Source organism: Shewanella sp. HL-SH8 (assembly GCF_051165765.1).
Lineage (GTDB): Bacteria > Pseudomonadota > Gammaproteobacteria > Enterobacterales > Shewanellaceae > Shewanella > Shewanella glacialimarina.
Map to the genome: position 1 here is coordinate 3,500,768 of NZ_CP195039.1, position 23,686 is coordinate 3,524,453.

Annotated in this window: 22 protein-coding genes; 5 read left to right on the forward strand and 17 right to left on the reverse strand. The window is 40.3% G+C overall.

What is annotated here, in order from left to right; all coding sequences use genetic code 11:
• Window positions 1–105: 105 nt before the first annotated feature.
• The gene (locus ACRWQN_RS15385; protein ID WP_434938723.1) at window positions 106–1,116 is read left to right on the forward strand and encodes a LacI family DNA-binding transcriptional regulator; all 1,011 of its coding nucleotides are present in this window, start codon (window positions 106–108) and stop codon (window positions 1,114–1,116) included.
• Between the two features lie 77 nt (window positions 1,117–1,193).
• Here the strand turns inward: ACRWQN_RS15385 and ACRWQN_RS15390 are convergent, their stop codons facing one another.
• Together ACRWQN_RS15390 and glnB are read right to left on the reverse strand one after the other, a co-directional pair.
• Window positions 1,194–2,480 (reverse strand): NAD(P)/FAD-dependent oxidoreductase, encoded by a 1,287-nt coding sequence (locus tag ACRWQN_RS15390; RefSeq protein WP_434938725.1) that lies wholly within the window; start codon window positions 2,478–2,480, stop codon window positions 1,194–1,196.
• 94 nt (window positions 2,481–2,574) lie between these two features.
• The gene (gene glnB / locus ACRWQN_RS15395) at window positions 2,575–2,913 is read right to left on the reverse strand and encodes a nitrogen regulatory protein P-II (RefSeq protein WP_226414035.1); all 339 of its coding nucleotides are present in this window, start codon (window positions 2,911–2,913) and stop codon (window positions 2,575–2,577) included.
• A gap of 239 nt (window positions 2,914–3,152) precedes the next feature.
• Here glnB and ACRWQN_RS15400 point away from each other — a divergent pair, with 239 nt between their 5' ends.
• Together ACRWQN_RS15400 and ACRWQN_RS15405 are read left to right on the forward strand one after the other, a co-directional pair.
• Window positions 3,153–3,674 (forward strand): GspH/FimT family pseudopilin, encoded by a 522-nt coding sequence (locus ACRWQN_RS15400; protein ID WP_434938727.1) that lies wholly within the window; start codon window positions 3,153–3,155, stop codon window positions 3,672–3,674.
• Between the two features lie 90 nt (window positions 3,675–3,764).
• A complete protein-coding gene (locus ACRWQN_RS15405) occupies window positions 3,765–4,289 on the forward strand; it encodes a GspH/FimT family pseudopilin (protein WP_434938729.1) in 525 nt (174 codons plus the stop codon).
• A gap of 58 nt (window positions 4,290–4,347) precedes the next feature.
• On the opposite strand, the gene ACRWQN_RS15410 is transcribed toward ACRWQN_RS15405, so the two are convergent.
• From ACRWQN_RS15410 to murJ, 12 genes are all read right to left on the reverse strand, one after another.
• Window positions 4,348–4,641, reverse strand: coding sequence for a TapY2 family type IVa secretion system protein (locus ACRWQN_RS15410; protein ID WP_434931397.1), 294 nt, complete (start codon window positions 4,639–4,641; stop codon window positions 4,348–4,350).
• Entirely contained in the window at window positions 4,638–5,033 is a 396-nt protein-coding gene (locus ACRWQN_RS15415) for a type IV pilin protein (RefSeq protein WP_434938730.1), read from the reverse strand. The genes ACRWQN_RS15410 and ACRWQN_RS15415 overlap by 4 nt, the downstream gene beginning before the upstream one ends.
• 5 nt (window positions 5,034–5,038) lie before the next feature.
• The gene (locus ACRWQN_RS15420; protein WP_434940674.1) at window positions 5,039–8,566 is read right to left on the reverse strand and encodes a pilus assembly protein; all 3,528 of its coding nucleotides are present in this window, start codon (window positions 8,564–8,566) and stop codon (window positions 5,039–5,041) included.
• Window positions 8,566–8,994 (reverse strand): pilus assembly PilX family protein, encoded by a 429-nt coding sequence (locus ACRWQN_RS15425; protein ID WP_434940675.1) that lies wholly within the window; start codon window positions 8,992–8,994, stop codon window positions 8,566–8,568. The genes ACRWQN_RS15420 and ACRWQN_RS15425 overlap by 1 nt, the downstream gene beginning before the upstream one ends.
• Window positions 8,995–9,022: 28 nt before the next feature.
• Window positions 9,023–9,985: a PilW family protein gene (locus ACRWQN_RS15430; RefSeq protein ID WP_434938732.1), complete on the reverse strand. Its 963-nt coding sequence runs from the start codon at window positions 9,983–9,985 to the stop codon at window positions 9,023–9,025.
• A gap of 9 nt (window positions 9,986–9,994) precedes the next feature.
• A complete protein-coding gene (gene pilV, locus ACRWQN_RS15435) occupies window positions 9,995–10,543 on the reverse strand; it encodes a type IV pilus modification protein PilV (RefSeq protein WP_434938734.1) in 549 nt (182 codons plus the stop codon).
• A gap of 257 nt (window positions 10,544–10,800) precedes the next feature.
• Entirely contained in the window at window positions 10,801–11,760 is a 960-nt protein-coding gene (ispH, locus tag ACRWQN_RS15440; protein WP_434938736.1) for a 4-hydroxy-3-methylbut-2-enyl diphosphate reductase, read from the reverse strand.
• A 9-nt stretch (window positions 11,761–11,769) separates the two neighbouring features.
• Window positions 11,770–12,213: an FKBP-type peptidyl-prolyl cis-trans isomerase gene (gene fkpB / locus ACRWQN_RS15445; RefSeq protein ID WP_226414019.1), complete on the reverse strand. Its 444-nt coding sequence runs from the start codon at window positions 12,211–12,213 to the stop codon at window positions 11,770–11,772.
• On the reverse strand, window positions 12,210–12,728 hold the full coding sequence (gene lspA / locus ACRWQN_RS15450) for a signal peptidase II (RefSeq protein WP_434938738.1): 519 nt from the start codon (window positions 12,726–12,728) through the stop codon (window positions 12,210–12,212). Before lspA ends, fkpB begins: the two co-directional genes overlap by 4 nt.
• 12 nt (window positions 12,729–12,740) lie before the next feature.
• The gene (gene ileS / locus ACRWQN_RS15455; protein ID WP_434938739.1) at window positions 12,741–15,563 is read right to left on the reverse strand and encodes an isoleucine--tRNA ligase; all 2,823 of its coding nucleotides are present in this window, start codon (window positions 15,561–15,563) and stop codon (window positions 12,741–12,743) included.
• A gap of 30 nt (window positions 15,564–15,593) precedes the next feature.
• Window positions 15,594–16,529: a bifunctional riboflavin kinase/FAD synthetase gene (gene ribF, locus ACRWQN_RS15460; protein ID WP_434931393.1), complete on the reverse strand. Its 936-nt coding sequence runs from the start codon at window positions 16,527–16,529 to the stop codon at window positions 15,594–15,596.
• Window positions 16,530–16,640: 111 nt separating this feature from the next.
• Complete coding sequence (murJ, locus tag ACRWQN_RS15465; protein WP_434938742.1) at window positions 16,641–18,209, reverse strand: murein biosynthesis integral membrane protein MurJ; 1,569 nt, start codon at window positions 18,207–18,209, stop codon at window positions 16,641–16,643.
• A 257-nt stretch (window positions 18,210–18,466) separates the two neighbouring features.
• On the opposite strand from murJ, the gene rpsT reads away from it, so the two are divergent.
• On the forward strand, window positions 18,467–18,733 hold the full coding sequence (gene rpsT, locus ACRWQN_RS15470; protein WP_226414009.1) for a 30S ribosomal protein S20: 267 nt from the start codon (window positions 18,467–18,469) through the stop codon (window positions 18,731–18,733).
• A 245-nt stretch (window positions 18,734–18,978) separates the two neighbouring features.
• Here rpsT and ACRWQN_RS15475 read toward each other — a convergent pair whose 3' ends face one another.
• Window positions 18,979–19,275: an ArsR/SmtB family transcription factor gene (locus tag ACRWQN_RS15475; protein ID WP_226415862.1), complete on the reverse strand. Its 297-nt coding sequence runs from the start codon at window positions 19,273–19,275 to the stop codon at window positions 18,979–18,981.
• 134 nt (window positions 19,276–19,409) lie between these two features.
• Between ACRWQN_RS15475 and ACRWQN_RS15480 the strand changes: the two genes are divergently transcribed.
• Entirely contained in the window at window positions 19,410–20,849 is a 1,440-nt protein-coding gene (locus tag ACRWQN_RS15480; RefSeq protein WP_434938743.1) for a M20/M25/M40 family metallo-hydrolase, read from the forward strand.
• Between the two features lie 168 nt (window positions 20,850–21,017).
• Here the strand turns inward: ACRWQN_RS15480 and yaaA are convergent, their stop codons facing one another.
• Window positions 21,018–21,794: a peroxide stress protein YaaA gene (gene yaaA, locus ACRWQN_RS15485; RefSeq protein WP_434938745.1), complete on the reverse strand. Its 777-nt coding sequence runs from the start codon at window positions 21,792–21,794 to the stop codon at window positions 21,018–21,020.
• A gap of 124 nt (window positions 21,795–21,918) precedes the next feature.
• Window positions 21,919–23,355, reverse strand: coding sequence for an alanine/glycine:cation symporter family protein (locus tag ACRWQN_RS15490; RefSeq protein ID WP_434938747.1), 1,437 nt, complete (start codon window positions 23,353–23,355; stop codon window positions 21,919–21,921).
• Between the last annotated feature and the right edge of the window lie 331 nt (window positions 23,356–23,686).

Below are 23,686 nucleotides of genomic sequence, written 5' to 3' on the forward strand. Positions count from 1 at the left end.
ATTTATTTAAAAACTCGCACTATTGGCAGATAAATAACCCTTTTAACTGATCAATTACGGGGGATCAGTTAATTGGATTTCGCCTGAAGAAGAGTTAATTTTCACATGAAAGTAACCATTAATGACGTGGCTAAATATGCAGGCGTCTCAATAAAAACAGTATCAAGGGTCACTAACAAGGAACCTTCGGTAAAGCAAACAACTATAGACAAAGTCAACCAAGCTATTAGTGCATTAAATTATCAACCAAATGTTGCGGCTAGAAATTTAGCCAGTACAAGTTCATATGTGATTTGCTTCATTTATGACAACCCAAATGCTTATTATGTTATTGATATGCAAAACGGCATTTTATCTGCTTGCAAAGATAGGGGCTTCGAACTGCTCATTCATCCTTGTAATGCAAAATCGCCAACAATTTGTGAAGAACTCACCACTATGGTCAAACATTCTCGACTAGCTGGGTTAGTGTTAACTCCGCCTATGTCAGAGGACCCTAATATCTTGGCTGCACTAGATAAAATTAATGCCAATTACGTCAGAATTATCGCAGGTGAGCAGATAACTGATCATAAAGGCTTAACCGTTTTAGTTAACGACAAACACGGCGCCGTTGAAATAACGCAACATTTGATAAACCTTGGGCATCAGCATATTGGTTTTTTAAGTGGTGATCATCAACATGCATCAACCAAAGAGCGATTACATGGCTTCAAGCAAGCCATAGAAAGTAATGATTTAACCGTCAACGAAGACTGGGTATTGGACGGAAGATACTCTTTTGAATCGGGTGTTGAAGGGGCAAATAAATTAATTGCGATGAAAAATAGACCCTCTGCAATTGTTGCCTGTAATGATGAAATAGCGGCTGGTGCACTTTTTGCTGCAAGACTTGCGGGGTTGGATATACCAAAAGATTTATCCATTGTAGGCTTCGAAGATAGCCCTTTCTCACGTCAAACCTGGCCAAAACTAACGACTGTTCATCAACCCAATATTGAGATAGCACAAATTGCGACTCAATTATTAATTGATAAACGAAAAGATCAAGGCAAAGAAAGCTTTAAGGTATTCACGCCAACCCCAGTAATACGAGATTCGGCATCATCTCCGTAATAAGCCGCTGTTAAGTCTTTTTATGCGATAAAAAATGCCTTATTAATAAGGCATTTTTTATATTCACTAGTTAAAGACTAATGTAATTTAAGCTTAGGTCTTTTCCAACGCAATAATCTTTGCGCTAAGCGGTATACAAATGCCGAGAACCAGCCATATAAACTAATAAGGTGGCGCTGATAGAGCGAAATATACATAAGACGCGCTAAGTGTCCTTCAACAAAAAACGTCCCCGTGCGTAAGTTACCCATCAAATTACCCACAGCAGAAAAACGACTTAGTGATACTAAAGAACCGTAATCTTTATAAACAAACGCTTTTTGTGGCTGTTGTTTCATTTGTGCACTGATATTTTTAAAAAGTGTTTCAGCCATTTGTGCTGCGGCTTGAGCTCTTGGTGGCACAGGCTTACCAGTATCCAGTATTAGCTGAGCGCAATCACCTAAGGCATAGATATTGTCTATGCCCTTCACTTTCATATAATGATCAACTTCAATTTGGTTTCGAGCGGTAATCGGTAATGTGCTGAAGTTTTCTAACACTTTAGGCCCTTTTACACCCGCTGCCCAAACTTTTATATTGGCATTTATTGTTTCACCTGCTGCAGTGATAAAGCCTGCCTTAGTGACTTCTTTTACTTGCACCGCTAAGTGCAGCTTAATGCCAAGTTTGGCTAACACAGCTTGAGCACGAAAACTGACTTGTTCCGGCAACTGTGGCAACACTTTATCGGCGGCCTCAATTAGATGGATCTCTAAATGCTGCTTTGAAATATTGGTATAACCATATTGGGTAACCGACTCTATAACATGATGCAGTTCAGCGGCTAATTCAACACCTGTAGCACCCGCTCCGACAATACCTATGCTTAGGTGAGTTTGTGTCTCGTTAAGTTGTAATAGCGCATCTAAGAGCTTGTCATGAAAACGATTAGCACTTTCTAAACTGTCTAAGAAAATACAATTTTTCTCTGCACCTAAAGTATTAAAACTGTTAGAGACACCTCCTAGTGCGAGCACTAAATAATCATATTCAATTTTGCGCTGTGGAATAATGACTTCATTGTCATCATTGAGTACCGGCGCTAAATAAATACATTTTTGATCGGGAGCGCAATTTTCAATACTGCCTCTAATATATTGATAACCATTCTTTAAACCATGATCACGATACTGAAGACCTTCGATTGATTGGTCTATCACCCCTACTGCGACTTCATGCAGTTTTGGCTTCCAAATATGAATAGTATTTTTATCAATTAAACAGACTTCAAGTTGCTTACTACGACCAAATTTACGACCTAATCGAGAGGCTAATGCTAAGCCAGCAGCTCCACCACCCACGATTACAATTTTTTGAGTCATTACATAACCCTATTAAATAAAAACCATAAAATGCATAACTATATAGTGACTAACAGAAAGCTCAGATAATAAAAAAGGCCATAATGGCCTTAGTTTATACAGCTTCTTCGTTTTCTTCACCGGTACGAATTCGGATAACTCGCTCTACATCGGTGACAAATATTTTACCATCACCAATTTTTCCTGTCCTGGCCGTATCAACGATCACATCGATAGCTTGCTCAAGTAATTCATCTTGTATTACCAATTCAATTTTTACTTTGGGTAAAAAATCTACCATATACTCGGCGCCACGATACAATTCAGTATGCCCTTTTTGACGGCCAAAACCTTTGACTTCGGACACTGTCATACCGGTAATGCCAATTTCAGCGAGTGATTCGCGCACATCATCTAATTTAAATGGCTTAATAATGGCTTCTACTTTCTTCATTTAATCACTCCTAAAAGGGCTGTATAGGTTAACTTAATTACCTAAGATGATGTAACTTTTATAGTTTATATCAACTTTCTATCACTACTGAATATCTTACTCGAAACTGAGGTAAGTTTCTGCTGCATTTTAAACTTATTTTTAAATTGATTTATTCTAAGCAAAAAATCAATTACTGACTATAATTTAATCAATTGCCGCAGGGAGCGGCATATTGATAAATCAAGGATGAGTCTATTATGATGTTATATCAGCGCAATTTTGGTTTTAATCTTATTGAATTAATGACCACAATAATGATCACCAGCTTACTGTCTGTTATCGCCTTTCCCTCGTTTAAATCATTACAACAACAAATCAGAGTCGACAGTAATATCAGGACAATTCAGCAATCGATGCAATTTGCCCGAAACATGGCGATCAGTTATGGCGTAAGAATAACGGTATGCCCTTTATACCAAGGAAAATGTGGTAATGATTGGCACACTGGCTTTTCTATATTTACCGATTCCGGCAAAACCAATGAATTAGATGGCCAAGATAAAATCATTCAAGAAGTCAGCCAGTTTCATCAAGAAGATATCATACAATATAATCGAAAGGCATTACGGTATCAGCCTGACGGCTTAGCATCAGGTACAAATGGCACACTTACATATTGCCCTGAAACCTTTGACAGCCCTTACTCTAAAGCAATTATTATCAATCAAGCAGGCAGAGTGAGATTTTCCACTAAGAAAAATATTGCCTGCAAACCCTAACACTCAAATAATATTGACCTGAATAAAATAAATCGCTGAATTTCATTGGTCTCTTGGTTATACTGAATACATATGACCAAGGATAATAAAATGAAACATAAATCTAATGGCTTCACACTGGTTGAGTTAATGGTGACTGTCGTGGTTGCTGGAATATTATTAACAGTTGGTGTCCCTTCTCTAATTTCTATGTATGAAGGAAACCGAGCCAGAAGTCTTATAAGCAATATTGAATCAACCATATTATTTGCCCGCAGCCAAGCCGTAAGTTACGGTAGCAGGGTATCAATATGCCCATTTAATGGAACAAGTTGCGGCGCTGACTGGACTGAAGGATTTAGTGTTTTTATCGATAATGGGGCATTGGGGTCACTGGAAAACAATAATGGTATACAGGATACTGTATTACGTACCGTCGATGCCGTAGACAGCAATGACTTTATTAAATCAACTTTATCACGCTATACATTCAATGCTGATGGGTTAATGAACCAGGCTCAAACAGGTAGTATCATTTATTGTCCGGGTGATAAGAGTAATCCTGATTCTAAAGGAATAACAATTGGCGTGTCCGGACGAGTTTCAGCAATCACAGCTAGTGTAAACTGCAATTAAAAAAGGTAGCCGATGGCTACCTTTTTTACACAATAAAATAAATTTCTAAGTTGATGAGTTATTGAGTAATTTCTTCATCCATTTTATTGGCTATTTTGGACTTAAATTTTTGTTCAAGTTTTACACATTCGTCAATATGCCTCACAACACCGCGTTTACCTGTCATAGTGCTAACATCCTGAGTCAATAGCGCAGCCTGTTCTTTTATCAAATCACTTTCAAGCCAACTAAAATTAGCTATATCTACACCGTTTTGAGTTTCAATAAAACATTTATAGGTGAGCGGTAATTCATCACTATGAGCCGTGATACTGAATCCTAAACCAACGATAAGTAAGGGTAATAACTTCATTTCCAACACTCCTTAGGCAATTTGTTCCCTGCTGCATTTAAGGTAATTGAAGCGCAAGCCGAATCGCGAGTCGCTTGAGTTCCCTTTGCTGTTGCGGTTAATGTAAAATCACTATTATTTACCACTACAGCATCGATGGAATAAAATTTATTCTCGACTATCCAGGGATCCGCACCTAAACCTAGCTTATTCATATCATCGGTATACTTTTTATTATCTAAATAGTACTGCTCTTGTCTATTTGCAGCATTCATTAACCCAGCGACACCATCAGCTCGCGCGCCCTTAGCGACAAATTGAGTGTAACTTGGGTATGCGATAGATGCCAAAATACCAATCACAACAACGGAAATCATAAGCTCTATCAGGGTAAAACCATTTTTTAGTTTCATTCAGTTTACTCGTCAATATGATAATAAATTTTGTTTGCACTCATGCCACCAAGACACTTTTCATCCCCATCTTTGCAATTATCTTTAGGAGATGTGGAGTCTTCTATTTTCTTCATTTGCTCTCCCGCTGCACCAATGCCGATAAGATACATGTAACTGTCATCTTCGCCATTAGGTGGAATCACCAGCTGTGGTGTATCCGGAACACGAGCGCCCATTTCCATAAATTCTTGCGTATATGAGCGAGTGCCTTTGTGTAAATCAAAACCATACAAACGGCCTTTACCTGATACTAAACATTGATTAGCTGATGTTGTATCGCCTGGAATATATGACGTAAAAAAAACACGTCCTTTGACAATAGTTGGCGCAGATAAACTTTTCTCACCAATAGCACCGAAGTTATAATACCAACCTCGCATCTTACCAAAGGCAACATTTTCAGCCTCTGTTGCGGGCGCGGCCGATGATACATTGTAAAGGTTAGATAGCTCTAAAGTCGCCGGAACTTCACTACCAGTAGTACCAGTAAAGGATTTACTTACTATATTTCTATCCTGTAGGACAAAAAACTTATCCGAACGCGACTTATCTAGCGGGTGTGGTCGATGACCAGTCCCAATAGTTACCGCATCATAGGGGACATTTTGATAGGTTCGCGTCGTCGTAGTGCCTGTAGGAGTTGTCACACTAGTTTCTACTACATTAGTAAATACCGTTTGAGCCACTGCAGGTTCTGCAAAAAAACGACGATCATTAGCTTGAGAGGTTCCACCTAAACTGGCAAACTTAAATGCAGTCCAAGGCACAGTGGTACTATCCGGCGAAGCGCTAGGAAGATCCATTCTCCACACATTAGCGCCGGTGTCAGTCGCATATATTCGATCAGTCAATTTATCATTATTACTATCCAATACTGCTACGCTGTTCGGAATACTATCAACAATACCATCAAGCATGGTTTTATTACTACCACCCGCTACGCCAAAATGATGTACAAGCGCACCTGTTTCGGCATTAAGAATATACACCCCACGACCATTAGTATCATCTTGACCAACCCCTGCACCATCCTTTGTTGAAGGATTATAGCCTCCACCAACAATCACAACCGGTAAGGCATTAGCAGAAGAAGTATTACCTGCGGGTAAACCTGGTATAAAAGTCACAACAGGTTCAGCCCAAGATTGCCCCATATCACTCATACCGGCTGAATCAGGGCTGACCTTCCACATAAATGATGGTTTATCTGGGTCGGTGATATTAAGAGCATAATATGACTTACCACCACGGCGCATACCGGTAAATAACCAGGCCTTTTCAATTGCACCGGAAGCATTGCGTTTAACATAGGCCACTGAAGGACTATCCATTCCGTATACAGAATGCACGCCTGTGGGAATATTGGCGCGAAGCTCTCTTAGATTAGGTAATAGCTCTTGTGGCATAAATGCCCAGGACTCTTCTACCGTATTACCCTTATCTTTAAACATATGAATAAACCCCTGGTTTGTACCTAATATCACGCGAACATCAGGAGAACCAGCGGTACCATAGTTTATTGCTAAAGGTTTTGAATGAAGAGGGTCACCCATAATATCAACACGGGTATCTGAGGTAGATTTATCTTTATCTTCGTCATCTACATCAATGCCTTGGGTCCATTTAAACAATTTATCTAACTCGGATTTATCGACCCCCATAAAACGAGCTAACTCATCTTCATTGCCAATGCCAACACCATTAATTGCATTCGCCTTAGTAAATGCCTTTAATGCACCATTGGAACCAAAATTACTGTACAAGGTCCTTGTCGCGGTATTCTGAAGCATTAATGAAGCACCACCGATAGCAACATTATTACCATCGCCACCACCACTTGTTGCATCGCAGACGGCTTTTGAAGTCCAATATGAACAAGCTGAGGATTTTAGATTACCATCATCACCAATGGCATTGTTTCCTGATTGGTCTACAACATCCCCACTACCAGTGACTTTGAACTTTTTCAAGTTGCCTAGCCAGCGTGGCCCCTTGTTAGGTAAAAACATTGCATAATAAACGGAATCGAGGGTTTGGGTTCTATCAAAATTATTACTAGCAATAGAAGGTGAGGTAAAACTCGAGTTAACCTCTAAGATATTAGAGAAAATTTGCTGTAATGCTTCCTGCAATTTTTGTGCATCTTTAGCTGAATAATATGCGCCTCCGCCGCGTAATGCGGTTTCTTTTAAAATAGGTGCTGCGCTATCTGCGCCAGAACTAAAACCAATAGTATATGTGCTCACAGTTTGAAAACCATCAACAGAAGTATTCACATCATTCTTCTTTAACCAACCAGCTAGCGCGGGAAGATAACTATTACTGTATTTATCGGTTTTAGTGACACCATTTAGCCCTAATATAAGATCATCTGCATTAGTATCATTTGTTGGCTCACCATCCGTCACGTAAATCACATAAGCGTTATCTTGACATAGTTTACCCACAAAAGGTGATTTGTATTTGCCTCCAGACTCTGCATTGGTATCCCTGTAAGGAGTTCGACTGGTATCATCATCACCATAATGGACACCTAAGCCTGCAAAATAACGATACGATTCGTACAATGTCTCACATAATGGCGTCCAAGTTTCGGCTTTAAATCCACCTATGGTTGTCAACAATTTTGCTTTTGATGATTCATTAGTCGGAGATATGCCGTAAACAATTCTACCGCCATTACGGGTGTCACCACCATTAAAGTTAAATACTGAAAGGCCAAAATCAACCCCCGGAGTAGTAACAATGGTATCTTCTATCACTCGCTGAGCAATTTCTAGACGAGAATAATTTTGTTGAGTTTTCGAACTGTGATACCACTTCACGTATTTTTCAGTGTAAAGAGTAATAGGTTGGCCAATACCAAAGTTAGTAAGTTTAGCTTTAGCGACTGCTGCGTCAATCTGAGCTGGTGTTGATGAGTTGTTTGCGGCAGTATGGCTTATAGGATTAGCACTTGTTCCTAACCCATCAACCGGAAAGCCCCAAAAGTTTGTGTTATTGTTATAATAATTCTTCTCAGCAATATCTTCATAACAATCAACCTGGGTAATCCCTGAACCATCAGTTAACGGTATTTCAGACCAGGTCCCGTTTTCTCCAACATACTTATGCTCGCGTATATAACCTGTAAACATACCGTAGTCTTGAAGATACTTTTCGCCAACATCACAGCCATTTACGCCATGTAAAAAGAATTGCTTGCTAGAAGCACTAGGGATATTACTGCTGCTACGAGTATAAAATAGTTTAGTATCTGGTTTTAATGTTCCACCTGAATTGACGTTCTCTGCACCACGAACATAAGGTGTATCCGTTTTGAAGTTACTGCCCATACTGCCTGAAGTATCAAATATAATGAGTACCTGGGGCCGTGAACCTGACCTTGCTGTAGACTCAAAAACATAAAGTTCAGTGTCATCTGCGAAACTATTAGCAGACAAGCAAAGTACCGCGAATAACGATGTAAAAGATATAAGCTTAATCATAATCAGTTTCCTGTGAATATTTCTTGCTCTACGCCTGCAACAATCGTAACTTGCCCAAGGTTATTGCGCCCAAATCTTGCAGCACTGGAGATCTCTAAGAATTTACATCCTATGCCTTCAGTTACAGTTTCTGTACGTACACACGTATAATTTTCCAGTGGCGTAATCGTATTGATAATATCTAATTGATTATCATGCTCGACAAATACTCCAGCCATATTTCCCAAATCAGAGCCTTCTTTAGCATCAATAATTTTATCTTGAGCACCTTGAGCCGAAATCATCGCTTCTAACCGCTCAGAACCAGCACCAGCCATGCGTAACGACTGGGTCGAGTTAACTGCAAGCGCTACGCCGATAATAGTCATAATAACTAATATTATAAGGGAAAAAAACAACACAACCCCTTGCTGCCTTTGTATGGAAAACATCATATGGACACCTACATGATTATATTTATTAATGGCTTGCACTAAACATTGAATTGTTCAGCACTACTGTGCTTGATACAACTTTTCGACGATAGTTATCATTAAATGGACCTATCGTTTTATCACCCACTGTATATTTCACATTGTTATTATAGCTATTGTCTTTTCGAGTACTGCGTACTAATAAATAAATTCTTAAAGCGACTATTTGATGACCAAAATCCCACATCGGCGCCGTGACATTTTGTACTGGCATGTAACTGTCAGCTGTGCCGTCAAGATTACGGTCAACACCATATAAAATGCGCATATTCTCGATACCTTCAACTAGCTGTTCATCGTTATTCATGCCATTACCAATCGAAAGTGTCCGTCGTTTTAATATTGGAATATCACCGTCATTTTCAATGTAATAGACATGGTGTTGATACTCCCAAATACGACTGTTTTCTATAACGGGGGGGACAGCATTACCATTAAATAATGCGATGTTCTCATATGCAACTGCACCGTAATAACGAGTGGCATTCATATTAGCTGGTAATACAGAAGGACCAACAAGTCGTTTTAACTGAATAACATCAGTGCCAGACTTCGGAGTTATACAGGCCAACACGTCAGGCCCTACCCCAGCCTCATAACCCCATAAGTATCTAAAACTACTAAATGGATTGCTAGGAAAACTCCCATTATTAGCACCACCACCAACACAGTCATTTATAACAGCAGTAGCTGACACGGTGACGTTTGCATAAAACGGTCGAGCGGTATCATTACCGAAAAATCCTACCTGACTAATATCTCTGTCCATAATCGCTAATGCGATACGGCCATTTTCTTGTAATTGGTTAAACTGGCTCGTGGTGGTCACATTACTTGATGACATACTAAACATGCTAAAAATACCTGCTGTTAAAAACAAGCTGATCAGCATGGCGACCATCAATTCAACAAGCGATAACCCCGCTTGCAATGTTATTTTTTTTAGCATTTTTTTACCTTACAAAATCGCGGTATTAATAACTAACGCACGACGCCTATCATTTGACGAGCCACAACTTTTTGCAAAAGCACTGCCCTCGCTTAAACCATCTGTTGAAGCGCGAATGCCGCGCCAGGTCATAACAACTGTGACATCCCTACCAGTAATATCTATACACGCTGTGGTAGAATCTAATCCGCCGACACTCGCACCAGAATACTTTTCATTTTCACCTTTAAACGACTGCTCCCACTGGTATATATCCCATAGGCGGGTCTCAACATTAGTGCAAATACTGTTCACACCAATAGCAACATCACAAGCTTTAGTTGGCGCAGACGTACCGCCATTATAAGTTCCTTCATAATTGCTAAGCTCAGATGGGTTCATTCGCATTCTGTTAACAATATCATTGGCATAATAAGAGGCTTGAGTTTGTTGAAAAGACTCAAAACTGCCTTGCTTAGAAATAATGTGCAAATTAAAAATGCCAATAAGGCCTATCACCAGTATTACCAGTGAGACCATAACTTCAATTAAGGAAAATCCATTCCCTTTAGATGACATGCGTCAACCCTCCGACAACCGTCATATTCTTGACCTCAAATATCTTATTTTAAGCTTAAAAAACGATAACTTATATCAAATTTCTGTTCAACAATTCTAACTTACAAGTTGTTAACAATCTAGCTTAATATGTTTACCTTCATATAAAGCGGTTATTGGTAACAACTATACTCCGATTAAATTTTAAGCACAAAAAAACCCGTAACTTAACGCTACGGGTTTATTTAATACAGTATGAACTAGAAAAAGCGCTAACGCTACCTTAGCTCTGCAGGCACAGCAAAAACAATGTCTTCTTTTCGCCCTTCAACTTCAGTAATCACACTTGGAGCATGCTCAGCAATAGCTTTAACAACTTGCTGAACCAGCACCTCGGGTGCTGAAGCTCCGGCTGTAACAGCAACTTTTGAAACATCTTTAAACCAGCTAGGGTCGACATCTGCTGCGGTATCAACTAGGTAAGCTTGGGTACCGGTTTTTTCAGCCAGCTCTCGCAACCTGTTTGAATTAGAGCTATTTTTAGAACCGACAACAATCAGTAAATCGACTTGTGAAGAAAGACTTCTCACCGCATCTTGACGATTTTGAGTGGCGTAGCAAATATCATCTTTACGTGGCCCTTCGATTGATGGAAAGCGTTTCTGTAAAGCAGCGATAATATCGAGCGTATCGTCGACAGATAATGTAGTTTGGGTAACAAAACATAAGTTATCCGCATTTTTCACCGACAATGCGGCGACATCTTCTGGTGACTCAATTAAATAAACGCCACCTTTATCATTGTCGTACTGCCCCATGGTCCCTTCTACTTCAGGGTGGCCTTCATGACCAATTAAAATACATTCAATACCTTTACGACTTGCTCGAGTCACCTGCAAATGTACTTTAGTCACTAAGGGACAAGTTGCATCAAACACTTTTAAACCACGCTGCTTGGCTTCTTTTCTAACAGCCTGAGAAACACCATGTGCACTGAAGATAACAATTGAGTTATCGGGTACTTGTTCTAGCTCTTCAACAAATATCGCCCCACGCTCTTTTAAGTTTTGAACTACATATCGATTATGCACTACCTCATGACGCACATAAATAGGCGGTTCAAATAACTCTAAAGCACGTTCAACAATACTGATAGCACGATCAACACCCGCGCAAAAACCACGTGGGTTTGCTAATAGAATGTTGAGTTTAGCTGAGGTAGGATCGACTTTTAACATAGGTAATGTTTACTCCGTGATAACCTGTACAACATCTAGCTCAAACGTGATTTTATGCCCAGCCAATGGATGATTTAGATCCACAGTAATAGAGTCACCTATTGTTTCACGCACAATACCTGGAATTTCACTGCCGCCTGGGCCAGAAAAACTGACAATAACCCCAGCTTCTAACTTCATGTTAGCTGGAAAACGACTGCGGTCCATATGATGAATAGCATCAGGGTTTGACTCGCCAAAAGCATCTTTAGCATCCAGGGTAAAAGTATGTTTATCACCCTCAGATAAATGTTTAATTTGTGCTTCTAACGCTGGGCTCAGGCTTTGATCACCTAAATTAAACCGCGCAGGCTTACCTGATGCTTTGGTGCTATCTGCGGTTGAACCATCTTCTAAAATAAGGTTCATATGGCATAAAATAGCATGGTTATCGGGTTTATTTAAATCGGTCACTTTGATTGCTCCTGCTCAGTTTGAGCAACATCAGGCTTAAAGGCTTCCCACAGAATTAATATTGCGCCAATAAAAATAGCGGAGTCAGCAATATTAAATGCTGGGTAGTGGCTAGTTTTCCAATAGAAATCTATAAAGTCCACTACGAAGCCATGCATTAAACGATCAACTAAATTACCTAATGCTCCACCAATAACGAGTGTATAAGCAAGGTTTGTACGTAACAATTGATGTGACTGCTTTCTTAACCAGATGGTTAGTAAGGTGCTGAAACCTATGGCAATAACCGCAAAAAACCAACGTTGCCAACCTCCGGCATCACTTAAAAAACTAAATGCAGCGCCGTAATTTCGTACATAAGTAAAATTAAAAAATGGCAATAACTGAATTGATTCATATAAATCAAAGTTTTCCAGTACCCATTGTTTAGATAGCTGATCTGTAATAAACACAAATACAGCTACCCAATACCAACGCAAGCCACTGTCCTTCCATGTTGCTGGAACAGTACTCATAACATTCTATCCTTATGCAAATTCGCGTTGTTCGCCTTCACCTTCAATATTGGTCACACAGCGTTGACACAATGTTGGGTGGGCTTCAATGGTGCTAACTTCTTCACGGTGGTGCCAGCAACGCTCGCATTTCTGCGCTTCACTTTTAGTCACCACTAATTTTAGATTTTCAAGTTCAGTTACTACAGCATCTGATGGTGCATCAGCTAAAGGCGCAACTACCGCTTTTGAGGTTAATAATACAAAGCGTAATTCGTCATCTAACTTAGCTAGCTCTGCGGCAAGTTCTGCATCGGCAAATAAAGTCACTTCAGCTTCTAATGAACCACCAACACGTTTATCACGGCGGGCTTGTTCAATCACTTTATTCACTTCATTACGAACAGCAAGCAGCTTCTGCCAGTAATCATCACTTAAATCGCTTTTAAGAGTGACAGACTGTAACCCTTGATACCATTCTTCAGTAAACACATACTTATCGCGTTTGCCTGGTAGTAATTGCCAGACTTCATCTGCGGTAAAGCTTAGAATTGGGGTGATCCAACGTACCATAGCTTCAGATATATGGAATAATGCCGATTGACAGCTACGACGAGCATTACCATCTTGCTTGGCGGTATATTGACGATCCTTAATGATATCTAAGTAGAATGCACCTAATTCAATTGAACAGAACTGCATTAACTTTTGAGTCACTAAGTGGAAATTATATTGATCATACGCGGCAATAATTTCATTTTGTAGTGTATCAGCACGACGCATTACCCAGCGATCTAATGCCACCATATCTTCAGGTGCTACCATATCGGTTTCTGGATTAAAGCCATTTAAGTTAGCTAATAAGAAACGAGCGGTATTTCGAATACGGCGATACGCATCGGCGCTGCGATTTAAAATCTCATCAGAAACAGTCATTTCACCGCTGTAATCGGTTGCTGCGACCCATAAACGTAAAATGTCGGCACCCAACTTATTGGTTACTTGCAATGGCGCAATCACGTTACCAACTGATTTAGACATTTTACGGCCTTTACCATCAACGGTAAAACCGTGTGTAAGTACTTGCTTATAAGGCGCCTTGCCGTTCATCGCGGTAGAAATCATCAGTGATGACATAAACCAGCCGCGGTGTTGATCGCTACCTTCAAGGTATAAATCAATATCATGGCCTTGAAACTCTGGGCGGGCAGCAACAACTGACGAGAAGGAAGAGCCTGAGTCATACCAAACATCTAAGGTGTCAGTGACTTTACGATACTGAGAGGCTTCTTCACCTAATAGTTCTGATTCATCTAAGTCCCACCAAGCTTGAATGCCTTGTTGCTCAATTCTATGGGCAATACGTTCCATCAATGACGCGCTATCTGGATGTATCTCATCGGTTTCACGGTGTACAAATAATGTGATTGGTACACCCCAGGTACGTTGGCGTGAAATACACCAATCTGGGCGGTTTTCAACCATTTTTTCAATACGACTTTGACCCCAATCTGGTAGCCAATGCGTTTTCTTGATTTCAGCTAAAGCTTGTGCACGTAAACCTTTGTTGTCCATTGAGATGAACCACTGCGGTGTTGCACGGAATATAATCGGTGTTTTGTGGCGCCAGCAATGCGGATAGCTGTGACGATAAGCAACGTGATGAAGCAGTGCGCCCTTTTCCGTTAATAGTGCGACTACATTGTCATTAGCTTTAAACACGTGTTGACCGGCAAAGAACTCAGTATCAGGTTTGAATACACCGTTATCGCCAACAGGGTTGGCCACTTCTAAACCGTATAACTGGCCAACAACAAAGTCGTCTTGACCGTGCCCTGGTGCAGTGTGAACAATCCCAGTACCCGCTTCAGTAGTAACATGGTCGCCAAGAATCGCAGGTACATCAAAGCTTAAAAATGGGTGTTTAAAACGAGTCAGTTCAAGCTCTGCGCCTTTGACTTCACCAATAATTTTATGTGAATCAAATCCATAACGTTCAACACATGACTCAACCAACACTTGGCCTAAAATCACAGCAGCTGTCATACCGTCTTTAGTAAACTCCACTAAGCTATAGGTAAACTCAGGGCTTAAAGATAACGCGCGGTTAGCCGGTAATGTCCACGGTGTTGTGGTCCAGATAGCCATTGATATTGGGTGAGGATAATTTTCTACCGCAAATTTTGCTGCAACAGCAGCACTATCTGTCGCTTCAAAAGCAACATCAATCGCTGGTGATGTTTTATCTTCATATTCAACTTCAGCTTCAGCAAGTGCTGAGCCACAGTCAGTACACCAATGCACTGGCTTTACACCTTTGTGTAAATGGCCGCTGTCAATAACTTTGGCTAATGAACGCACAATGTTAGCTTCAGTAGTGAAATCCATGGTGAGGTAAGGGTTTTGCCAGTCACCTAGCACACCTAAACGAATGAAGTCATCGCGCTGACCATCTACCTGAATAGCAGCATATTTACGACACTCTTCACGAAATTCAGCCGCTGAAATTTTCTGCCCTGGCTTGCCCACTTTTTGCTCGACTTTTAACTCGATCGGCAAACCGTGACAATCCCAACCAGGGATATAAGGCGCATCAAAACCAGACATGGTTTTTGATTTAATAATAATGTCTTTTAGGATTTTGTTTACAGAGTGACCAATATGAATACTGCCATTCGCATAAGGAGGGCCATCGTGCAAAATAAACGGTTTACGGCCAGCTCTATGTTCACGAATGTGTTGATATAACCCATCCTGCGTCCAGCGATTTAACATTTCTGGCTCGCGATTAGCTAAATTACCGCGCATCGGAAACTCAGTTTCCGGCAAATTCAAAGTCAGTTTATAGTCGCTCATTGATCCCATACCGTTAATTAAGCTGAATAATCAGCTTGCATCAAAGCAGAATAAAGCCTTAGCTTCATTCGCATCATTCAAAATTTGTTTTTTTAGTGCATCCAATGACTCAAAAGGTTGTTCGTCACGGATTTTAGCCACTAATTCAACTTCTACTCGCTTGCCATATAAGTCACCATCAAAATCAAATAAGTGCACTTCTAACTGACAAACTTGGCCTTGCACTGTCGGGCGAAAGCCCACATTTGCAACACCTTCATATACATCACTACCATGCCAAAAAAATCGTACTGCAAATACACCGCGTATTGGCACGACTTTTCTTTTTAACGCAATATTTGCCGTTGGAAAACCGATAGTTCTACCAATTTTTTGCCCATGAGCCACTTTACCACTCAACATAAATGGATGACCCAATAACCGTCTTGCTTGTTCTAAATGACCTAACATGAGCTGTTCACGTACTAAAGTTGAACTCACTCTGTGGGTTCCAACGACAAAGCTTTGAGTGCTGACTACGCTGAAACCAAATTGCTTACCTGCGGCTACAAGCATCTCAAAATTGCCTTCACGCCCTTTCCCAAAGCAAAAGTCGTCACCGACAACCAGGTATTTAACACCTAGTTTGTTAACCAATAATTCTTCAATAAACGCCTGAGCGGGTTGACTGGCAAAAGATCGTGTGAAATTAACACATAATAGGCGGTCAATTTCTAATTCGTCCAATAAACGGACTTTATCTCTTAAAAGGCTTAACCTTGCTGGAGCATGCTCTCCACGAAACAACTCTTGGGGTTGTGGCTCAAATGTCATTATGGTCGCAGGCAGTTGAAAATGGTGCGCTTTACTTACCAAATTACGGATCACCTCAGCATGGCCACGGTGAACACCATCAAAGTTGCCTATGCTTAGCACGCAACCATGATGAGAAGGTAATAAATTGTGTATACCGCGGATTAATTCCATTACGCCAATGCTTGCCTAAAATTGTTTATTAATAGTAAATCGGCAGATTATATACCCAAACCGCTATCCACTTAAACCCAATAACTCTATTAAGCGACTATAAATCTGCGTTTAAAGAACTACTGGGGCTGTTTTTATTTTCCATGGTCTGACACCGAGCAAAAGTAAGGTAGCCAGATAAGTTAATGCGCCGCTACAAATAAGCGCGACTAACGCCATCATTCTTTCACTAATGCTCCAACTAAGCCATTGCGATTGAACGGGTAAAAAATACCATAACATTGCAGACATGACCGCTGTCGCGATGACAATTTTAAGCGCAAATATTAATGTTGCGCGGCTAAGATTGTAAACCCCAGCCTTATGTAAACCGCTATATAACAAACCAGCATTAAGCAATGCCGATAAGGATGTCGCTATTGCTAAACCTACATAGCCGAATGGAATAGCAAATATAAGGTTAAACACCATGTTAGTTACCATGGCAATAATACCGAATTTAACCGGTGTTTTTGTATCATGCCTAGAATAATAACCTGGCGCTAATACTTTAATCATCATAAAACTCAGCAAGCCTGCACCATAAGCAACTAAACTGTATGAAGCCATTTCAACATCGGTGAGACTAAATGCCCCGCGCATGAATAACACCATTAACATAGGTTGCGCGAGCAAAATCAAGCCAAACATAGCAGGCATACCTAATAGTAAAATAGCTTTAACGCCCCAATCCATTGTTTGACGAAACCCTTCCCCTTCAGCATTAATATGCTTTCTCGAGAGTGCTGGTAAAATGACCGTTGCGATAGCAATACCAAATAATCCGAGTGGAAATTCAAGTAACCTATCTGCGTAATACAGCCAACTAATCGAGCCCGTCATTAAGAAGCTGGCAATAAACGTATCAAACAGCAAATTGATTTGAGAAACCGATACCCCAAAAAGTGCGGGCAGCATTAAAGTGCGAATCTTAACGACACCAGGATGATGCCACCCCCAAGAAGGTTTAACTAAAGCGCGCTCTTGAATTAAAAAAGGGATTTGAAATACAAACTGCACCAGACCACCAACAAAAACCCCCCATGCGAGCCCAATTTCTGGGTTTTCCATAGTCGGAGATGCATATAGAGCAAACCCGATGATTGCAATGTTAAGAAAAACTGGGGTAAATGCCGATACAGCAAACCGGCCTCTGGTATTTAAGATTGATCCTGCTAGCGCAGTAAAAGTGATAAACCACAGATAAGGGAAGGTGATTTTAAGCATTAAAGACGCAAGCTCGAATTTCTCGGCATTGGGGCCATCGTTCAACCAGTCTAAAAACCAACCGCCGCCGAATAATGCTGTAAGTATAGGAGAGCCAATAACACCAACTAAGGTTACTATCGTCACCAGCAAACCAAGCGTACCGGTAACTTTTCCGAGTAACTCCCGGGTTTCTTCAGGGGAATGCTTTTCTTGATATTCAGTTAACACAGGCACAAAAGCTTGTGCAAAAGCACCTTCGGCAAATAGGCGGCGTAAAAAGTTAGGTATTTTGTTAGCAAAGAAAAAAACATCCGCGCTACTTCCTGCCCCCATTAAATTAGCAATAACAACATCACGCACTAACCCCATCACACGAGAAATCAACGTCATAGCACTGACAACGACACCTGATTTAATTAACTTTTTACTCAATTGACCCCCAAAAGCTCATCTTGCCCATAAAATTTAATGGTATTTGTTGCAAATATTCTAAGCAAACTCTGTCACATAGGCTAAAGAGCTGTTAGAATTACGCCACATATTACACGAGTGGGTTGAAGATAAGCACGCCGATTGTATATTTTATCATTTATGATGAGATTTCAATTTTAGTCGTTGACAAAGCGACTTAAAGCAGGCATATTCCTCGGCCTTTAAAAGTATCAAATCCAGTTTTTAGGAGTTGCACCTTGGCTAATAGCAAGTCTGCAAAGAAGCGCGCGCTTCAGTCTGAAAAGCGTCGTCAGCATAATGCAAGCCGTCGCTCAATGTTACGTACATACGTTAAGAAAGTCATCGCTGCTATCAAAAGCGGTGACCACAAAGCGGCTACAGAAGCGTTCGCAGTTGCACAACCAATAGTTGACCGTATGGCGACAAAAGGCCTTATTCACAAGAATAGAGCTGGCCGTCAAAAGTCACGTTTGAATGCTAGAATCAAAGCACTAGTTGCTTAATTCAGTAATCAATCTCAAAAAACCGGCCTAGGCCGGTTTTTTTATGTTTAAAATTCAGCATATGTAAGCATGTAAGCATGTAAGCATGTAAGCATGTAAGCATGTAAGCATGTAAGCATGTAAGCATGTAAGCATGTAAGCATGTAAGCATGTAAGCATGTAAGCCGACCAATAGTATTGATTATGTGACAGATAATAAAAAGCCTTAATCGCTTAATAGCGATTAAGGCTTAAAAGAAGACAGATTAGTGGCAGTACATATTATTCAGTACTTGAATAAGTGCTTTTACTTCATCGCTTTTTAATGAGTAATAAACGGTTTGTGCCTCTTTACGTGTGCCAACTAGATTATCCTTTCTTAACCATGCAAGGTGTTGCGATAAAGCAGACTGGCTTAGCCCTAGCTTTTTATTCATATCACCTACACACATTTCACCATCATTCAGCAGGTGGCATAAAATAAACAGTCTTCGTTCATTCGCTAGCGCTTTTAATAAGACAACGGCATGGTCGGCTTGTTGCTGCATTTTTTCTATATCCATCACCTAAAATACTCTCCTCATCTAACATTTGCCTAATATAGCGTCACCTTAAAAATAGAGTCGGGACATGAAGCACACTTTTTGGTAGATTGTTTAAAAAAGTGAGACATAGTTAGAATATTTGAAGGAAACTCATGAGAAATTATAAGCACGTCAGCTTAACAGCTTTATTTACAGTGGCATTATTTGGCTGCCAGCAAACAACACCATCACAATCTAAATCGCCTGAAAAAGTGATTAATGACTCTGAAGATGCGCAAATCAGTCAACTGTTAGCGCAACAAGCCCTTAATTCAAACAGAGCCTACGATATTGTTGAGTCACTCACCGTAGAGGTAGGACCACGATTAGCTGGTACAGATAAAGATATTATGGCTGTCGAATGGGCAATGGAAAAACTGTGGCTGATGGGCTTTGATAAAGTCTATAAAGAATCAGTCCAAGTTCCAGCATGGTCTAGAGGGATAATGACTTCGGCCAGTATTGTGTCACCATTTGAGCAGCCTTTGGTGATTACAGCCCTTGGTGGCAGTATTGGTACGCCAGAGACAGGCATTCAAGCACCTATAGTACGTTTTGAGTCATTAGAGGAACTCACTTTAGCCTCACCTGGGCGTATTGAGGGCAAGATTGTTTTTATCGACCATAAGACTGAACGGCATAAAGATGGCAACGGATATGGTATTACTGTTGGCGGACGCTCTAAAGGAGCTGTAGAAGCGGCAAAAAAAGGCGCTGTTGCAGTTGTAATACGCTCAATTGGGACTGATCATGACCGTATGGCTCATACGGGTATGATGCGTTACCAAGAAGATGTGCCTAAAATTCCCGCGGCGGCAATGTCAGCACCTGATGCCGACTTAATCAACGCCATGTTAACACGCGACCCCAATATTGTTATGTCGTTGAATATGACATCTGAAAACTTAGGTATTGCCACATCTTATAATGTAATAGCAGAAGTGACAGGCAGTAGCAAACCAGATGAAATTGTCTTAATAGGCGCGCATCTAGATTCGTGGGACGAGGGTACGGGCGCTATTGATGACGGAGCCGGTGTCGCAATTGTCACTGCAGCCGCAAAGTTAATTCAAGATTTACCACAAAAGCCTGCTCGTACTATCCGCGTTGTACTCTACGCTGCTGAAGAAGTCGGTTTAGTCGGTGGAAAAGCCTACGCAGAGATGCATGCCAATGAATTAGAAAAGCATTACATAGCAGCAGAATCTGATTTTGGTGCTGGTCCTGTTTATCAAATTGATTTTAATGTCGCACCCGCAAGTTTTAGTCAAATTCAACATCAAGTGTCTGCAATGACATTAAACGGCATTACTTTAGGTACGAATGACGCTTCAGGCGGCCCAGATGTCTCTATGATGCCAGGTTTGGGTGTTCCAGTTGCATCGTTAAAACAAGATGGTACAGATTATTTTGATTATCATCACACCCCGAATGATACGTTGGATAAAATTGATCCAAAGGCATTAGCGCAAAATGTAGCGGCTTACGTGCAGTTTGCTTATATGATGGCACAATCTGAAATTGAACTAAGACCACTTGCTAAATCTGAGTAATCAAGATTAAGTGCATATGCTCAACTTGGTACTGTGCTAGGTCATATTGATAACATATTTTATCCATAAAAATGCCCTTAATAAAGGGCATTTTTTTATGACTAAATTGAACCAACTATGAAATTAACACTCATGTTAATATATAAATAATAACTATGTTAAAAAACTCTAATGTTGCTCATCGCGTAAAAATACTGGGCTATCAAGTTTGGATTGCTCTGGGCTGTAATAGTAGCCTTCTAAGTCAAATTCAGTTAACTGCTCTAATGTCTTAGGTTGATTATTGACAATATACCTTGCCATCAAACCACGCGCTTTTTTGGCATAAAAGCTAATTATCTTATATTGACCATTCTTACAATCTTTAAAAATTGGGGTAATAAGTTGCCCCTCAAGCTGTTTGACTTTAACTGATTTAAAGTACTCATTAGAGGCTAGATTGACGATGATGTCATCACCCTGCTCTGCTAATGCTTTATTCACTTCATTGGTAATAATCTCCCCCCAAAATGCATATAAATTATTCCCAGCTGAGTTAGTTAATTTGGTGCCCATTTCTAAGCGATAAGGTTGGATTAAATCGAGGGGTTTTAGCAAGCCATATAAACCTGACAAAATACGCATATGTTGCTGTGCTGAGTGAATTTGCGACTCTGATAAGCTATCTGCATCAAATCCGGTATAGACATCCCCTCTGAAAGCGAACATCGCTTGCTTGGCATTGATTGGAGTGAAATCAGGTTGCCACTGCTCAAAACGGGCAGCATTCAAACCCGCTATTTTATCGCTAACTTTCATTAAACTAGCAATATCAACAGGCGTAAGTTGCCGACATATCTTTATCAGTGTTTCGCTATGGGATAATAATGTCGGTTGAGTAAACGTTGCCGTTATCGGCGGATGTTCAAAATCTAATGTTTTGGCAGGTGATACTAAAACCAGCATGGTTAACTCCTTTATCTGAATACACCACATAATACGTGACTGATATAAAAAAACCATGCTGATTCAGCATGGCTTTTTCGATTACCCTCACGCCTTTAATCAATGCACAAAAAACAATAGCGGCTTATTTTTTGTTACTAGCAGATAAGTCAGGCCAAATTTGTTCTTCCAATTGATCGGCTAGCTCAGGAAATTTACTTGTATCAAATACCGGATCTTTTCCTTCTTTAACTTGCTGACGATAGTCATTAATGACCCTAATCGCCAATCCTGAAAGTAACATTATCGCGACAATGTTAACCAATGCCATCAGTCCCATGGACACATCAGCTAAATCCCATACCAAACCAATTTTAGCCATAGCACCAAACATCACCATACCTAGTACTACTAGTCTAAATAAAGGTAACGCTTTTTTGCTGTTGCCAGACAAAAACATGATGTTGGTTTCGGCGTAAGAGTAATTTGCAATAATTGAGGTAAAACAGAATAACAAAATAGCGAAAGCAATAAAGGCACCGCCCCATGAACCTACATGGAAAGTTAATGCATTGATTGTCATACCAATGCCCTCACCAGATCCAGCGGCATCACCAGCAAGTAATATTATTGCCGCCGTTGCAGTACAAATAACGATAGTATCAAAAAATACCCCCATCATTTGTATATAACCTTGTGATGCTGGATGATTTGGGTTGGGTGAAGCACTTGCTGCAATGTTAGCAGCACTACCCATACCCGCTTCATTTGAAAATAACCCACGAGCTATACCAGCCTGCATAGCTTGCGAGACACTATATGCAATAGCGCCACCAGCAGCTTCTTGCCATCCAAATGCACTATTGATAACGAGCATAAATACTCTTGGTAGTTCCTCAATATTTATCAGTACGACAATAAACGCCATAATGATATAAACTAATGCCATAAAAGGGACAACAAATTCCGATACTTTAGCAACCTTTCTTAATCCCCCCATAATAACCACGCCACTGAATAACGTAATCAAAATGCCGACATAGAGTGCATCAACATCAAATACAGCGGTCATCGCACCGGCTATTGTATTAGCTTGAACTGCATTGAAGACCAAACCAAAACAGATAATTAAGAGAACAGAAAATAACACCCCCATCCAACGCTGTCCTAAGCCTTGCTCCATATAGTAAGAAGGACCGCCGCGATATTGCCCATCAACATCTTTTACTTTATAAACTTGAGCAAGAGTGGATTCGATCATCGCTGTGGCCATGCCTAAAACAGCAATAGCCCACATCCAAAAAACGGCACCAGGACCTGCTACCCCTATAGCAAAAGCAACACCAGCCATATTACCTGCACCGACTCTAGCAGCCATACTGGTACAAAAAACTTGAAACGAAGATAATCCATTTTTACCCGGTCTACGGCTAATGGCGAGTAATTTAAGGCCGTGACCAAACTGAGTAAACTGAATAAACCCAAGGCGTATCGTAAAATATAAGCCAGCTCCAACCAGCCCATAAACTAATAGCTCGCCCCAAAGTAGGCCGTTTAAATAATTAATTATTTTTTCTAACATTGCCATAATGCTTATCTATTCCTTTGGAATAACTCAATCTATCGTGTAACAATCTTATTTATAGCTGGGTATAGATGCTGTAATCACGACATATAAAGTTATTTTAATTGCTTGATTATTATTGGTTTATATTTTTATTAATTAAAAACCAGTCTTGTGGCTTGGCTTATTATACCTTTTCAACCAATGATCTCTAATTTAGTTTGAAACTGCATTCAGACTAATTAAGATATTCGATGATGTTCTTTGCAAACAAATTAGCACAGGCAGTCAATTAGAACTTAATAAATTCATCGTAAAAATCACTTTATCGCCCTCAGATCAACAACAG

Coding starts and splice junctions, on each gene's coding strand:
- ACRWQN_RS15390 (WP_434938725.1), bottom strand. CDS start 2,480: ATGACTCAAAAAATTGTAATCGTGGGTGGTGGAGCTGCTGGCTTAGCA.
- ACRWQN_RS15405 (WP_434938729.1), top strand. CDS start 3,765: ATGAAACATAAATCTAATGGCTTCACACTGGTTGAGTTAATGGTGACT.
- ACRWQN_RS15425 (WP_434940675.1), bottom strand. CDS start 8,994: ATGTTTTCCATACAAAGGCAGCAAGGGGTTGTGTTGTTTTTTTCCCTT.
- ileS (WP_434938739.1), bottom strand. CDS start 15,563: ATGAGCGACTATAAACTGACTTTGAATTTGCCGGAAACTGAGTTTCCG.
- yaaA (WP_434938745.1), bottom strand. CDS start 21,794: ATGCTGGTTTTAGTATCACCTGCCAAAACATTAGATTTTGAACATCCG.
- ACRWQN_RS15475 (WP_226415862.1), bottom strand. CDS start 19,275: ATGGATATAGAAAAAATGCAGCAACAAGCCGACCATGCCGTTGTCTTA.
- ACRWQN_RS15400 (WP_434938727.1), top strand. CDS start 3,153: ATGATGTTATATCAGCGCAATTTTGGTTTTAATCTTATTGAATTAATG.
- lspA (WP_434938738.1), bottom strand. CDS start 12,728: ATGAGTACTGTTCCAGCAACATGGAAGGACAGTGGCTTGCGTTGGTAT.
- glnB (WP_226414035.1), bottom strand. CDS start 2,913: ATGAAGAAAGTAGAAGCCATTATTAAGCCATTTAAATTAGATGATGTG.
- ACRWQN_RS15415 (WP_434938730.1), bottom strand. CDS start 5,033: ATGAAACTAAAAAATGGTTTTACCCTGATAGAGCTTATGATTTCCGTT.
- ACRWQN_RS15385 (WP_434938723.1), top strand. CDS start 106: ATGAAAGTAACCATTAATGACGTGGCTAAATATGCAGGCGTCTCAATA.
- ACRWQN_RS15430 (WP_434938732.1), bottom strand. CDS start 9,985: ATGCTAAAAAAAATAACATTGCAAGCGGGGTTATCGCTTGTTGAATTG.
- ribF (WP_434931393.1), bottom strand. CDS start 16,529: ATGGAATTAATCCGCGGTATACACAATTTATTACCTTCTCATCATGGT.
- ACRWQN_RS15410 (WP_434931397.1), bottom strand. CDS start 4,641: ATGAAGTTATTACCCTTACTTATCGTTGGTTTAGGATTCAGTATCACG.
- pilV (WP_434938734.1), bottom strand. CDS start 10,543: ATGTCATCTAAAGGGAATGGATTTTCCTTAATTGAAGTTATGGTCTCA.
- ispH (WP_434938736.1), bottom strand. CDS start 11,760: ATGTTAAAAGTCGATCCTACCTCAGCTAAACTCAACATTCTATTAGCA.
- ACRWQN_RS15490 (WP_434938747.1), bottom strand. CDS start 23,355: ATGTTAGAAAAAATAATTAATTATTTAAACGGCCTACTTTGGGGCGAG.
- ACRWQN_RS15480 (WP_434938743.1), top strand. CDS start 19,410: ATGAGAAATTATAAGCACGTCAGCTTAACAGCTTTATTTACAGTGGCA.